Source organism: Pseudomonas sp. BN414, assembly GCF_029871275.1.
In the GTDB taxonomy this organism is placed as follows: Bacteria; Pseudomonadota; Gammaproteobacteria; order Pseudomonadales; family Pseudomonadaceae; genus Metapseudomonas; species Metapseudomonas resinovorans_C.
This window is the reverse complement of record NZ_SSOL01000065.1, coordinates 169,857-182,468: the sequence shown is the minus strand read 5'-3', so window position 1 is coordinate 182,468 and position 12,612 is coordinate 169,857. Positions and strand designations below refer to the sequence as shown.

Annotated in this window: 13 protein-coding genes; 9 read left to right on the top strand and 4 right to left on the bottom strand. The window is 58.7% G+C overall.

Translation table 11 applies throughout. The annotated features are described in order from the left end of the window. The first annotated feature begins 26 nt into the window (after positions 1-26). Both E8E95_RS13920 and rpoS read left to right on the top strand, forming a co-directional pair. Positions 27-902: a peptidoglycan DD-metalloendopeptidase family protein gene (locus E8E95_RS13920; protein ID WP_280351193.1), complete on the top strand. Its 876-nt coding sequence runs from the start codon at positions 27-29 to the stop codon at positions 900-902. 107 nt (positions 903-1,009) lie between these two features. After that, on the top strand, positions 1,010-2,014 hold the full coding sequence (gene rpoS / locus E8E95_RS13915; protein ID WP_077527700.1) for an RNA polymerase sigma factor RpoS: 1,005 nt from the start codon (positions 1,010-1,012) through the stop codon (positions 2,012-2,014). Positions 2,015-2,543: 529 nt separating this feature from the next. On the opposite strand, the gene fdxA is transcribed toward rpoS, so the two are convergent. Both fdxA and mutS read right to left on the bottom strand, forming a co-directional pair. Further along, entirely contained in the window at positions 2,544-2,867 is a 324-nt protein-coding gene (gene fdxA, locus E8E95_RS13910) for a ferredoxin FdxA (RefSeq protein WP_077527701.1), read from the bottom strand. Positions 2,868-3,007: 140 nt separating this feature from the next. Next, complete coding sequence (gene mutS / locus E8E95_RS13905; RefSeq protein ID WP_280351191.1) at positions 3,008-5,575, bottom strand: DNA mismatch repair protein MutS; 2,568 nt, start codon at positions 5,573-5,575, stop codon at positions 3,008-3,010. A gap of 619 nt (positions 5,576-6,194) precedes the next feature. On the opposite strand from mutS, the gene E8E95_RS13900 reads away from it, so the two are divergent. From E8E95_RS13900 to E8E95_RS13890, 3 genes are read left to right on the top strand one after another with little or no spacing between them, the layout of a single operon-like run. Next, complete coding sequence (locus tag E8E95_RS13900; RefSeq protein ID WP_280351021.1) at positions 6,195-7,088, top strand: hypothetical protein; 894 nt, start codon at positions 6,195-6,197, stop codon at positions 7,086-7,088. 11 nt (positions 7,089-7,099) lie between these two features. Beyond that, the gene (locus E8E95_RS13895) at positions 7,100-7,411 is read left to right on the top strand and encodes an STAS-like domain-containing protein (RefSeq protein ID WP_280351019.1); all 312 of its coding nucleotides are present in this window, start codon (positions 7,100-7,102) and stop codon (positions 7,409-7,411) included. Further along, positions 7,408-7,896: a hypothetical protein gene (locus E8E95_RS13890; RefSeq protein ID WP_280351016.1), complete on the top strand. Its 489-nt coding sequence runs from the start codon at positions 7,408-7,410 to the stop codon at positions 7,894-7,896. The genes E8E95_RS13895 and E8E95_RS13890 overlap by 4 nt, the downstream gene beginning before the upstream one ends. Before the next feature lie 20 nt (positions 7,897-7,916). Here E8E95_RS13890 and E8E95_RS13885 read toward each other — a convergent pair whose 3' ends face one another. Both E8E95_RS13885 and E8E95_RS13880 read right to left on the bottom strand, forming a co-directional pair. Next, entirely contained in the window at positions 7,917-8,501 is a 585-nt protein-coding gene (locus tag E8E95_RS13885; protein ID WP_280351014.1) for a tyrosine-type recombinase/integrase, read from the bottom strand. Between the two features lie 176 nt (positions 8,502-8,677). Further along, positions 8,678-8,914, bottom strand: coding sequence for a pyocin activator PrtN family protein (locus E8E95_RS13880; RefSeq protein WP_280351012.1), 237 nt, complete (start codon positions 8,912-8,914; stop codon positions 8,678-8,680). Between the two features lie 304 nt (positions 8,915-9,218). Here E8E95_RS13880 and E8E95_RS13875 point away from each other — a divergent pair, with 304 nt between their 5' ends. The 4 genes from E8E95_RS13875 to recX all read left to right on the top strand — a co-directional run bounded on the left by E8E95_RS13875 (position 9,219) and on the right by recX (position 12,593). Beyond that, positions 9,219-9,722 (top strand): GIY-YIG nuclease family protein, encoded by a 504-nt coding sequence (locus E8E95_RS13875; RefSeq protein ID WP_280351010.1) that lies wholly within the window; start codon positions 9,219-9,221, stop codon positions 9,720-9,722. Positions 9,723-10,477: 755 nt separating this feature from the next. Then, entirely contained in the window at positions 10,478-10,990 is a 513-nt protein-coding gene (locus E8E95_RS13870; RefSeq protein WP_280351007.1) for a CinA family protein, read from the top strand. A gap of 87 nt (positions 10,991-11,077) precedes the next feature. Beyond that, positions 11,078-12,124: a recombinase RecA gene (recA, locus tag E8E95_RS13865; RefSeq protein ID WP_077527704.1), complete on the top strand. Its 1,047-nt coding sequence runs from the start codon at positions 11,078-11,080 to the stop codon at positions 12,122-12,124. Positions 12,125-12,131: 7 nt separating this feature from the next. Then, positions 12,132-12,593 carry a recombination regulator RecX gene (gene recX, locus E8E95_RS13860; protein WP_280351004.1) on the top strand — a complete coding sequence of 154 codons (462 nt, stop codon included), beginning with the start codon at positions 12,132-12,134 and terminating at the stop codon, positions 12,591-12,593. The last annotated feature ends 19 nt before the right edge of the window (positions 12,594-12,612 follow it).

Here is a 12,612-nt window from a genome sequence, read left to right as displayed (position 1 = left end):
GGGAAAAGGGGACAAGAGTGAGCCTGATGGCCATTCGGCAGTGGATTCGCATGGGAAATGGGCTCGCATGGTTGCCCGCAATGGCCGTCGGCATCCTGCTTGCCGGCTGCTCCAGTACCCAGAAAGATGGTGTCAGCGTCGTCGACCGCAATCATTCGGGGGCGACGGGCGCGTCCCAGCGGCAACCCGTCACCAGCGGTCAGTACCGCGTCCAACGCGGCGATACCCTCTATTCGATTGCCTTCCGCTTTGGCTGGGACTGGAAAGCCCTGGCTGCGCGTAACAGCATTCCTGCGCCCTACGTGATTCGCCCCGGCCAGATCATTCGTTTCGACGGTAAGGCGGGTCAGGCGCGCCCGGCAGCAGTCGCAACGGCGCCCGCGGTGACCAATCCAAGGACGAGTAGCAGCACCGTTCCTACGCGCCCGCCGGTGCAATCCCAACAACCGGCTGTCCGCCCTCAACCGCAAACGCCGCAACCCGTCGCGACGGCGCCTGTATCTACGCCAAACGCGTCTACTGCGCGCTCTGCAGCCGGTTGGGTATGGCCCGCGAGCGGCCCGCTGATCGGCCGTTTTTCGTCAAACGGAAGTTTGAATAAAGGGATTGATATCGCTGGGGAATTAGGCCAGCCTGTCTTGGCTGCGTCAGATGGATCAGTTGTTTATGCCGGAAGTGGACTACGGGGCTACGGCGAATTGGTCATCATCAAACACAGCGATACCTACGTAAGCGCCTACGGTCATAACCGCAGGCTACTGGTACGGGAGGGACAGCAGGTCAAGGTCGGGCAGACAATTGCCGAGATGGGCTCAACGGGAACTGACCGGGTGAAGCTTCATTTTGAGATTCGCCGTCAGGGTAAACCCGTAGATCCGCTGCAATACCTGCCACGTCGTTGACTCGCTATCGGCCCGTTCCACCTACGTGGTAAGGACGGGCTCGGGCGGCGCCAGGGATATAAGGCATCGCCAGGGCTTGTTGTCGAACTCAGCAAGGGACAACAACAATGGCACTCAATAAAGAAGCGCCGGAGTTTGACGTCGATGACGAACTGCTCCTCCTGGAGCCGGGCGTCATATTGGACGATGCGTTGAGCGAGGAGAACGACGCGCCTCTGCCTACCGCGAAATCCCGGCATTCAAGCTCGCCAAAGCAACACAAGTACATCGATTACACCCGCGCGCTCGACGCGACTCAGCTGTACCTCAACGAAATCGGCTTTTCCCCCCTGCTAACCCCGGAAGAAGAAGTGCACTTCGCGCGCCTCGCGCAGCGTGGTGATCCTGCCGGGCGCAAGCGCATGATCGAAAGCAACCTCCGCCTTGTGGTGAAGATCGCACGACGTTACGTCAATCGCGGTTTGTCGCTGCTCGACCTGATCGAAGAGGGCAACCTCGGCTTGATCCGGGCGGTGGAGAAGTTCGATCCGGAGCGGGGTTTCCGCTTCTCTACCTATGCGACCTGGTGGATCCGTCAGACCATTGAACGGGCCATCATGAACCAGACGCGGACCATCCGCCTGCCGATCCATGTGGTGAAGGAGCTCAATGTCTATCTGCGAGCTGCTCGTGAGTTGACCCACAAGCTGGATCACGAGCCTTCGCCTGAAGAGATCGCCAATCTGCTGGAAAAGCCGGTCGACGAGGTCAAGCGCATGCTCGGTCTCAACGAGCGGGTGACTTCGGTGGATGTTTCCCTCGGTCCGGATTCCGACAAGACCCTGTTGGACACCCTGACCGACGATCGTCCCACTGACCCTTGCGAGCTGTTGCAGGACGATGATCTCTCGCAGAGCATCGACCAGTGGCTGTCCGAACTGACCGACAAGCAACGAGAAGTGGTTGTTCGCCGCTTCGGATTGCGTGGCCATGAAAGCTGCACGCTTGAGGAAGTGGGCCAGGAAATCGGCCTGACCCGCGAGCGGGTGCGGCAAATCCAGGTCGAAGCGCTGAAACGGCTTCGGGAAATCCTGGAGAAGAATGGCTTATCCAGCGATGCCCTGTTCCAGTAACGCTGGAGCAAATCGAAAGAGCCCGGCATAGCCGGGCTTTTTTATGGCGGATGAAAGGCGTGGGCCGGGGGGAGGGCAGCAACTTCGACCTTGGCGCCTTCTATTGAGCAATGCCCTGCGACGTCCACTTTTTTGCATCGCTGTGTAAGTCATTGCTTACACGCTATGTACGTGATCAGAGGAACTTGCTGGTCGTAATTGGTGGAAAGCTACGAGAGATATTTTTAAGGTATTGATTTATAAGGTTTTTATTTGAAGCTCTAGGGTTTTCTTTTCCACTGGTGCGGCAAACTGCCAACTTGCTGGGGGCGTCTGGATCGCTAATATCTCCCTTGCGTACAGGATGTATGCGGGTTGATAAGGAATTCGACCAGGACATCGCGGGATGCGATTCATCAGGATGATGAGCAAGGACTACAGGGAATAGGGACAAAAGAGTGGGCGGGTATCCCCCGCCCCTTTTTTTCGTCCGCAGGAAAGCAAAAGGCCCGCAGATGCGGGCCTTTTTGCGTTTGGATGCGTAGACGAATCAGCGCTCCAGCTGCTCCAGCTTGCCTTTGACGCCATCCCACTCTTCGGCGTCGGCCAGGGCATCTTTCTTCTCGGTGATGTTCGGCCACACTTCGGCCAGATCACGGTTCAGCTCGATGAACTCCTGCATATCCTCAGGCACTTCATCCTCGGAGAAGATGGCTTGCGCCGGGCATTCAGGCTCGCACAGTGCACAGTCGATGCACTCGTCCGGGTGAATGACCAGGAAGTTCGGGCCTTCGTAGAAGCAGTCCACCGGACAGACTTCCACACAGTCGGTGTATTTGCATTTGATGCAGTTGTCGGTGACGACGAAGGTCATTTCTATTCTTCTCCTCAAGCGGCGGCTCGGAAGCCTTCTATATCTGGCTTCTCGGCTCGGGAACTCACGGTACCGGGTAGGCTGAATCCCGGGTGCACTCCAGAGCGCGCGGGATTCTAGCAGCTTGTGCGGTTTAGGGGTTAGAGGCGTGACTTCAGTGTATATAACAGCTCAAGCGCTTGCCGGGGCGTCAGATCATCCGGCTTGATCTTCGCCAATTCGTCCAGCACAGGATGGGGCAGGCTGGCGAACAGGTCGCTCTGCATGGGAGCGCTCGGCTGGCCTGGGTCCTGTCGCGGGGCGTCATGGGGCAGGCTGGTGGTTTCCAGCCGCGCCAGGTGCTCGCGGGCGCGCTGGATGACGCCGCCTGGAACACCCGCCAGTTGCGCTACCGCCAGGCCATAGCTCTGGCTCGCCGGCCCCGGCAGTACATGGTGCAGGAACACGATGCGCTCTTTGTGCTCGGTGGCATTCAGGTGGACGTTCGCTACCACCGGTTCAGCTTCCGGCAGAACGGTCAGCTCGAAGTAATGGGTAGCGAACAGGGTGAAGGCACGCAAACGAGCCAGGTGCTCGGCTGCCGCCCAGGCCAGCGAGAGGCCGTCGAAGGTGCTGGTACCGCGGCCCACTTCGTCCATCAGCACCAGGCTGCTGGCACTGGCGTTGTGCAGGATGTTGGCCGTTTCGCTCATCTCCACCATGAAGGTGGAACGGCCGCCGGCCAGGTCGTCGCTGGAACCGATGCGGGTGAAGATGCGGTCCACCAGTGACAGCTCGCAGCTGGCCGCAGGCACGAAGCAGCCAATGTGGGCGAGCAAGACGATCAAGGCGGTCTGGCGCATGTAGGTCGACTTACCGCCCATGTTCGGGCCAGTAATGATCAGCATGCGGGTGGCGTCGTCCAGGGCCAGGTCGTTGGCCACGAAGGGCGTGTCCAGCACCTGTTCCACAACCGGGTGACGGCCCTGGTTGATGCGCATGCAGGGTTCGTCGACGAAGCGCGGTCGGTTCAGGTCGAGATTCAGCGCCCGCTCGGAGAAGTTGCTCAGCACGTCCAGTTCAGCCAGGGCGGCGGCGGTGTCCTGCAGCGGTGCCAATTGCTCGATCAGCAGCTCCAGCAGTTCGTCATAGAGCATCTTTTCGCGCGCAAGGGCGCGGCTCTTGGCCGACAGCGCCTTGTCTTCGAAGGCTTTCAGCTCTGGCGTGATGAAGCGCTCGGCGCCTTTCAGCGTCTGGCGACGGATGTAGTCAGCGGGTGCTTGCTCGGCCTGTACGCGCGGCAGCTCGATGTAATAGCCGTGGATGCGGTTGTAGCCAACCTTGAGGTTGGGCAGGCCGGTACGGGCTTTTTCCCGCGTTTCCAGATCCATCAAATACTGGCCGGCGTTCTCGCTCAGCGCCTGGAGTTCGTCCAGTTCGGCGTCGTAGCCGGTCTTGATCACGCCGCCGTCGCGGATCACCGCCGGCGGGTTTTCGATAATGGCGCGAGCCAGCAGGTCGGCCAGTTCCGGGTAGGTGCGAATGCTACCGGCCAGGTCCTGCAGGTGCGGCGCTTCCAGTTCGGTCATGGCGCCTTGCAGTTGCGGCAGGGCAGCGAGGGCGTCACGCAGGCGGGCCAGATCACGGGGGCGCGCATTGCGCAGGCCGATACGGGCGAGGATGCGTTCGACGTCGCCGATTTCTTTCAGCTGCGGTTGCAGGCCTTCGAAACGGTAACGGTCCAGCAGGCAGTCGATGGCGTCCTGACGCGCCACCAGCACGGCACGGTCGCGCAATGGGCGGTTCAGCCAGCGGCTCAGGAGCCGGCTGCCCATGGCGGTCTGACAACGGTCGATCACCGATTGCAGCGTGTTGTCGCGACCGCCGGAGAGGTTGACGTCCAGTTCCAGGTTGCGGCGGCTGGCGGCATCGAGGATGACCGTGTCATCGATACGCTCGTGGCGCAGACTGCGCAGATGGGGCAGGGCAGTACGCTGGGTCTCCTTGGCGTAGCCCAGAAGGCAACCGGCCGAACCTATGGCGAGGGTCAGGGTTTCGCAGCCGAATCCCTTGAGGTCCTGTACGCCGAACTGCTGGCAGAGGCTTTTCCTGGCCGAGTCGCGATCGAAATCCCAAGGCGCACGGCGGCGGACACCGCGGCGCTTTTCGGCCGGCAGGCCCTGAGGCCAATCATCCGGTATCAACAACTCGGCAGGGTTCAGGCGCTCCAGTTCGGCCAGCAGGTTTTCCCAGCCCTTGATTTCCTGCACGGTGAAGCGGCCGCTGGTAATGTCCAGCACGGCCAGGCCGAACAGGCGCTCATCGCCCAGCACGGCAGCGAGCAGGTTGTCGCGGCGTTCATCGAGCAGTGCTTCGTCGCTGATGGTGCCGGGGGTGATGATGCGAACCACCTGGCGCTCCACCGGCCCTTTGCTGGTGGCGGGATCGCCAATCTGCTCGCAAATGACCACGGACTCGCCAAGCTTCACCAGTTTGGCCAGGTAACCTTCCACCGAATGGAAAGGGATACCGGCCATGGGAATCGACTTGCCTGCCGATTGGCCGCGCGCGGTCAGGGTGATGTCGAGGAGCTTGGCGGCTTTCTTGGCGTCCTCATAGAAGATCTCGTAGAAGTCGCCCATGCGGTAGAACATCAGCTGGTCCGGGTGCTGATTCTTCAGCCTCCAGTACTGCTGCATCATGGGTGTGTGTTCAGAAAAATCCTGTATGTCCTTTGCCATCAACTAGTTAGCGCTATGTAGAGTTTTTCGTGGGGCAGAATTGGGGCTTTTCACTATGGATGACGCGCCAATGCGCTGGTGCTCATTTAGCGCCTCGTCGACCATCTACTTCACGTGGCGCTGCACTAGCTCGTTGAAGTCTTGGAAAGCCCATCTGCGTCTAATTGCGGCAAGGTTATCACGGCCATAAGACGCTCGCAGGTAAGGGGGCGACGGCTGTGGAAGGGGCTGGCAGGCCTTGTCTAGGTACGCTTTCGCATCGATCGTCGATTGCCAGTCAAACTTTGAGTTTTACCTCGGGGCGAGGTGGTTGACCACGGTGCTACCGTGAGTGGTGATTGGAGCCTCCCAAGGCGATAGGTGGCCGATATTGTTCATTCCTAGCGCGAACAGCCGTATCATCTGCCAATTTTTAGACTGCGGCAGGGCTATGAAAAGGGTATCCAGGGACGCGATTGACCTCCAAAAGCGCAGGAGTTATGCGCTCTTCGCTAAGCAGTGCCGCGCTCAAGTAAGGCGCGCAAAGGCGTCTGCACTTCAGTTTTCGACCGTCAAGATTCGCCTTCCGAAGATCGTGAGCTTGGGGAAAACGGAATGGAGGGACGCCTTGGTCCCCGTGCTGCGGCGCATGCGGTCCGCCGCTCAAGCGCCAGAGATCTCTAACGTCATCATTGACTTTTCCAATGTGACCCAGCTCCACCCGTGTGGGACATTACTGTTCTTGGCGGAGATTGAGCGGCTACTTGAAACGCCCGGATGTAGTCCCAAGTTTACTGGGACCTACCCGCAAGATGAGGTGGTCGAGCAGCTGTTCCAGCATGTTGGGCTCCTGAGCAAGCTGGGGCTGCCCAGCAGGATCCCTCAGATTGATGCGCAGAATGTAGTGCCCTGGCTTTATGTCTCGGGACACGAGGGGGATCTTCGGGCGATTCCAGACAGCTTGCCTAGAATTCTTACTGATAGCAGCAACCAGGAGCTGAGGCTCGCCCTGTTGAGCGGTATGGCTGAAGCCGTAGCGAACTCTTCCGAGCATGCCTACATCAAAGACAATGATGAGGTTGGCAAGGGGTACCCAGAGACAAAGAAAAAGTGGTGGCTATTTGCTAGGCAAGTGGATGAGGACATCGCTGTTGTTATTTGTGATCTGGGTGCTGGAATTCCTGGCACGCTTGAGTCGAATTGGAAGGAAGAAGTAAGAAGCTATCTGAAAACTCGGTCTGGCTTGAAGCGGGAGCACCACAAGATGATCGAGTTGGCTTTTACAGTGGGTAAGACCAGAACCAATGAGAAACATCGTGGGAAAGGTCTTAAAGATATTCTTAAGGTCGTGCGGGATCACAAGGTGGGTAGCCTTGGGATCTATAGCAATAAAGGCGTATTCAGTCTGGATAATGCTGCTGGAAGAGAAGTTTCATTCGACGAAAAGCTGAGTATTGTGGGTACGGTAATTCAGTGGAGTATTCCGATCGAGGCTTTTGGTCTTGTCAGTGAGCACACGTGATGAGTTCATTTATGATTAATGTCAGCAAAGAATTTGCAAGGATGCCCTGTGTAAGGTCTAGGAAAGATGGGCCGCAGTCAGGAGAGGAATTTAGGGATGATATTTTGATCCCGGCTCTGCGCAATAATGAGCGTGTGATCGTAGATCTTAATGGGGTTATTGCGCTGGGCTCTTCATTTCTTGACGAGGCATTTGGCGGGTTGGTTCGTGAAGGGGTTTACACAGCTCAGGAACTTCATCGAAAGCTAACCATAAATTTTTCCCTGCAGAGTTATGTAAACGAAGCTTGGGGCTACATTGATGGTGCGAGGAGACGCGCTTGATTCCAGGTACTGAAGGGGTCTCAGGATGGGCCGTGTTGCTGGAGTTAGTAAAAATCGTTGTGCCATCCGGCCTAGTGATCCTAGGTTGGGTCGTTGTTTCCAAGGGCAACGACAAAAGAGAAACGCGCAAGGAAACTCGGCAGTTTCTTGATCGCACAATTTCTTCGGTTGAAAAGGTTCGTGACAGCGCGCTTGAGTGCTTATTGTCCAGCGATGCGGCTGTGATTCGTAAGCTCGAGGCATCGATAGATCCCTGTCTGAAAACTCTTGAAGATTCCTTGATGAGATTGAAGCTGCGTGACGATAGCGGTGTGGTAATAACAGCCCAGCAAGTTCGGACTGCTATCACTAACAATGGCTTCTATCGGGTTGCCAATAGGCAAGCGGTTGACTGTGATCATCGCGCGTTGCACGACATTAATTTGCAGGTCGCAGTTCTGATCGATGCTTTGGAGAAAGCTTACCAAGGCACTTATCACAAGTGACGTGCAGTCCAGAGCCAGGTTCAGGAAATAGTCCTGTGCTTCTGGTTCTGGATGCCCTTCCAAATGTGCTGCAGTTCATTCGGAGATTCGTCGTCCATCCATTTCGCGTACACCTCCACCAGCATGGTGAAGTCCTTGTGACCCATCTGCTTCGAAATGAAGGCAAGGTTACCGCGCGCGGTTAGGCACCAGCAGGCGTAGGTGTGGCGGGTCTGGTAGGGCCGACGCGGGCGGATCTCGGCGCGCTTTTGGATCGTGGCCCACTTGGTGTTCCAAGCGGTGGGCACGAACCATTGGTTCACCCGTTTCTTGCGCGCCAGGGTGCCGGGTGTCAGCAGCGGCGTGATGGTGTCGGTGCGGCTCTCGTGGCGGGTCAGGTAGACCGTCACGCCCAGCGGCTTCCGACCGGCGGCCAGCGACAGCAGGGTGCGGCAGGCCTCCAGCGCTGGCGGGAGCAGCATCACCGTCCTTGGCTTGCCGGTCTTCGGCACCTTGAATGTCCCGCGGCTGGTGATGGCCCGTTGCACCTGGAGCGTGCCGGCTGCCAGGTTGATGTCCTCGCAGGCCAGCGCGCACAGTTCGCCCGGGCGCAGGCCGGTGTACACCGCCACCCATCTCGATCTCGCGCAGGGTGTCCATGAAGGGGCGTTTGCTCATGTGCTGTGTCTCGTTTAGTTCGGGGTCAGAGTCCGGTGAAGCGCCCCGGCGGGGCGCTTCTGCTGGGATGAGGTGCATCGGTGCTCGCTACATGGCTGCCAATCCTCCTTGTTGACCGGCTGCTTTAGGCGGCAGCCGCGGCGCAGGTGTCCAGGTACTCGGCCAGATCGGTGAGGCGCACGTGCAGCGGGGCCAGGCGCGACTTGGAATGCTTGAAGGTCGGGAGGGTGATCTCTTTGGCCTTGATCAGGGCACGCAGGCGCTTCTCCGTCTTGATGTGCGGGAAGTAGTGCTCGCGCACTTCGTCCAGCGCCAGGCTGTTGGCCTTCCAGCGGTGTTGCAGGAGTTCCAGCGTTGTCATGCCCGCGCCTCCCCGCACCCCGCCGGCAGCCGGACAGGTACAATCTTTCTAGCGTAGCTACTATGACTACGACGGGGATGGAGACAGTTTTTTTGATCCCCAAACGTCGTAGCTTGATGGAGCAGGCCCGAAGCTGCCGCTCCCGAGCGGCAGCAATCGTGTGCAAGAAGCGGACGTTCGCCAGCAGCTTATTGCCCTTTGCCTCCTGTCGAATCGGACAGGGGACGGCCATTAGCGGCAGGGGTCACGTGTATAAAATCAGGGGCGATTTAGTAAGCGGCTTCATTTGTTCGGAGTGCAGGATATGGCCCGCGGCTGGGTTTATGTGATCACCAATCCGGCGATGCCGGGTCTGATTAAGATCGGATATTCACTCAAGGATCCCGTGCTTCGTGCAAAGGAGCTCAATCACACAGGCACGCCGCATCCCTACGTCGTTCTCTATGATGTGCTGGTCCGCGAACCTCGCGATCTTGAGCGGACTCTCCACCAGCGTCTCGCTCAAAACCAAGAAGGTAAGGAATGGTTTCGCTTAACAGTTCTGGAAGCTATTAGGCACATTAGAGACGTAGCCGCTGGTGACATTCTGTTAGAAAGCGGGGGCACCACTGGCGAATCGTCGGAAGTGAACGCACCAGGGCAGGATCAAAAAGTGTCTCCATGTGAGTATCCAGGCTGTAAGGGGCATGCAGAGCGGGAGTTTAAGGGGCGCCAATACTGCTTGTGGCACACCAGAGAATTTAGGAATCCTAAACACGCTGCGGCAATCCGTCTGCTGAGGGAAGAGCAGGAAAGGATTGGTCGCTAGCAGGAGGCAGCACCTGCCTAACAACGGCGGCTTTGGTTTGATTCCTGCTGGTCTCTGCCGATCGCAATCGACAGAAGTCGCCCCAAGGCGGGCGCCAATTTCCCCGTTAACCGGAGCTGGAGTTCTACGCGCAGTCTGACGCACGCAGGGCATGCGAGTGCAGACGGTATAACCTGGATGAATGACTGGTTAGGTGGCTCATCCTGTGCCGGTAAGCCATTTTTTATAGAACTTCCGTCTCTGCCTGTCGTGACCGGCCGAGCAGGGCAAAGGCAGACATAAAAAAGCCCGGCGAAGACCGGGCTTTTTCTGTACCACTTTCTGTACCACAGGCGGGGACTGTGGGGGATTTTTGCGGGGAGGGAAGTCAGCTCAATATGCGCGTAACTCCCTGATATACCCGCCAAAATTACTTTTGGTAAGTCGCAGGCACGATAGGCTCTGACGGCCAGCGTCGGAAACAGGGCAGTGCTGGCGGGAGTGAATCGAAGCGTGAGGCCGGCCGGCGCGCATGGGGCAAAAATGGGGCAAGTTGATCGCCAAACCATGCCATTCAATGCCAAGAACTATCCCGACTGCATCGTTTGAAAATGCCTGGAATGCTCGGTGGCTCTAAGCTGCCGTGCTCCATAGCGATCTACTGCCACACAATGGGTGTGTGTTCGCTGAGATCGCTCTGACTCATTGGCTGGCCTTGCGTGCAAAAGGCGCTAGTGTACGGTATCCCGTTGGCCCGCTTTAACCCCGGAGTGCACATGTCTGTTACCGATGAAGAGCTGACTTCCCTGGCTGGCAGGCTGGGTGAGGAACTGAAGGCGCGTGGCGAATCGGTAAGCACCGCGGAATCCTGCACCGGAGGTGGTATCGCCGAAGCCATTACTCGCATTCCGGGTAGCTCGGCCTGGTTCGAGGCGGGCTATGTCACTTATTCGAATGCGCAGAAGACCGAGCAATTGGCAGTGTCGGCGACGTTGTTCCCGCAGGTGGGCGCTGTGAGTCAGGAGGTGGTCGAGGCCATGGTGCATGGCGCCCAGCAGCGCAGCGGGGCACGCTTTGCCGTGGCGGTCAGCGGCGTGGCCGGGCCGGATGGGGGCTCGCCGGAAAAACCGGTCGGTACGGTGTGGCTGGCGTGGGGCGATGGAAATGACGTCGAGGCTGTACGCCGCCATTTTCCGGGCGATCGCCTGGCCGTACGCCGACAAACCGTTGCGGAAGCGCTCAGGGGGCTGATCCGACTAGCTGCAGGAGAAAAAGCCGTTCAGGGGTAGGCGAGCGACTTGCCCTATGGAATAATACTGTCTACTTATACAGTTGTTGGTGGCCGCCAGGCCCTCTTGATTTTAGTGAGGACTTCAATGGACGAGAACAAGAAGCGCGCCTTGGCTGCTGCCCTGGGCCAGATCGAGAAACAGTTCGGCAAGGGCGCGGTCATGCGCATGGGCGACCATGACCGCCAGGCCATTCCGGCTATTTCCACCGGTTCCCTGGGCCTGGACATCGCGCTTGGTATTGGCGGTCTGCCGAAGGGCCGTATCGTAGAAATCTACGGTCCGGAATCCTCCGGTAAAACCACCCTGACCCTCTCCGTCATCGCTGAAGCCCAGAAAATGGGCGCTACCTGCGCCTTCGTCGACGCCGAACATGCCCTGGATCCGGACTACGCCGGCAAGCTCGGTGTGAATGTCGATGACCTGCTGGTTTCCCAGCCGGATACCGGTGAACAGGCCCTGGAAATCACCGACATGCTGGTGCGCTCCAACGCCGTTGACGTGATCATCGTCGACTCCGTGGCCGCCCTGGTACCCAAGGCCGAAATCGAAGGCGAGATGGGTGATTCCCACGTCGGTCTGCAAGCACGCCTGATGTCCCAGGCCCTGCGCAAGATCACCGGCAACATCAAGAACGCCAACTGCCTGGTCATCTTCATCAACCAGATCCGTATGAAGATCGGTGTGATGTTCGGCAACCCGGAAACCACCACCGGCGGTAACGCCCTGAAGTTCTACGCTTCCGTACGTCTCGACATCCGCCGTACCGGCGCGGTGAAAGAGGGCGAGGAAGTTGTGGGCAGCGAAACCCGCGTGAAGGTAGTGAAGAACAAGGTGGCCCCGCCCTTCCGCCAAGCCGAATTCCAGATCATGTACGGCAAGGGTATCTACCGTACCGGCGAGATCATCGACCTGGGTGTGCAACAAGGCCTGGTGGAGAAATCCGGTGCCTGGTACAGCTACCAGGGCAACAAGATCGGCCAGGGCAAGGCGAACGCCGCCAAGTACCTGGAAGACAACCCGGAAGTTGGCAGCGCCATCGAGAAGATCATCCGCGAGCGGCTGCTGGTCGACTCCTCTGCCAACAACAAGTCGGCAGCTACTGCTGACGATCTGGCCGACGTAGACCTCTGATCCTCCCATGCCCGTTGTGCTCGACAGCCCCGCCGCAGTGCGACGGGCCGCCATGGACCTGCTGGCGCAGCGCGAACACGGGCGAGTCGAGCTGACGCGCAAGCTGCGTCAGCGCGGCGCCCCTCCCGAGTTGATCGACTGTGCCCTCGACCGTTTGACGGAAGAGGGCCTGCTCTCCGAATCCCGCTATCTCGAAAGTTTCATTGCCAGCCGCGCCCGCGGTGGTTATGGGCCGCAACGCATCCGCGAAGAATTGGCCCAGCGTGGTCTTCCCCGCAGTGATATCGACCAGGCCTTGCGGGAAGCCGATGTCGACTGGGGCGAGCAGCTTCGCGAAGTCTGGCGCCGCAAGTTCAATCGGCAGCCGCAGGACGCTCGTGAGCGTGCCCAGCAAGGCCGTTTTCTCGCCTACCGTGGCTATTCGATGGAGATGATCAGCCGTCTCCTGCGTGGTGGTTCCGACGACTGATTTTTCTGAACGCAGCCTT

Excerpts from the sequence above, each read along its gene's own strand:
- E8E95_RS13920 (WP_280351193.1), top strand. The coding sequence starts at position 27 with ATGGCCATTCGGCAGTGGATTCGCATGGGAAATGGGCTCGCATGGTTG.
- rpoS (WP_077527700.1), top strand. The coding sequence starts at position 1,010 with ATGGCACTCAATAAAGAAGCGCCGGAGTTTGACGTCGATGACGAACTG.
- fdxA (WP_077527701.1), bottom strand. The coding sequence starts at position 2,867 with ATGACCTTCGTCGTCACCGACAACTGCATCAAATGCAAATACACCGAC.
- E8E95_RS13895 (WP_280351019.1), top strand. The coding sequence starts at position 7,100 with ATGATTAATGTCAGCAAAGAATTTGCAAGGATGCCCTGTGTAAGGTCT.
- E8E95_RS13880 (WP_280351012.1), bottom strand. The coding sequence starts at position 8,914 with ATGACAACGCTGGAACTCCTGCAACACCGCTGGAAGGCCAACAGCCTG.
- E8E95_RS13875 (WP_280351010.1), top strand. The coding sequence starts at position 9,219 with ATGGCCCGCGGCTGGGTTTATGTGATCACCAATCCGGCGATGCCGGGT.
- E8E95_RS13870 (WP_280351007.1), top strand. The coding sequence starts at position 10,478 with ATGTCTGTTACCGATGAAGAGCTGACTTCCCTGGCTGGCAGGCTGGGT.
- recA (WP_077527704.1), top strand. The coding sequence starts at position 11,078 with ATGGACGAGAACAAGAAGCGCGCCTTGGCTGCTGCCCTGGGCCAGATC.
- recX (WP_280351004.1), top strand. The coding sequence starts at position 12,132 with ATGCCCGTTGTGCTCGACAGCCCCGCCGCAGTGCGACGGGCCGCCATG.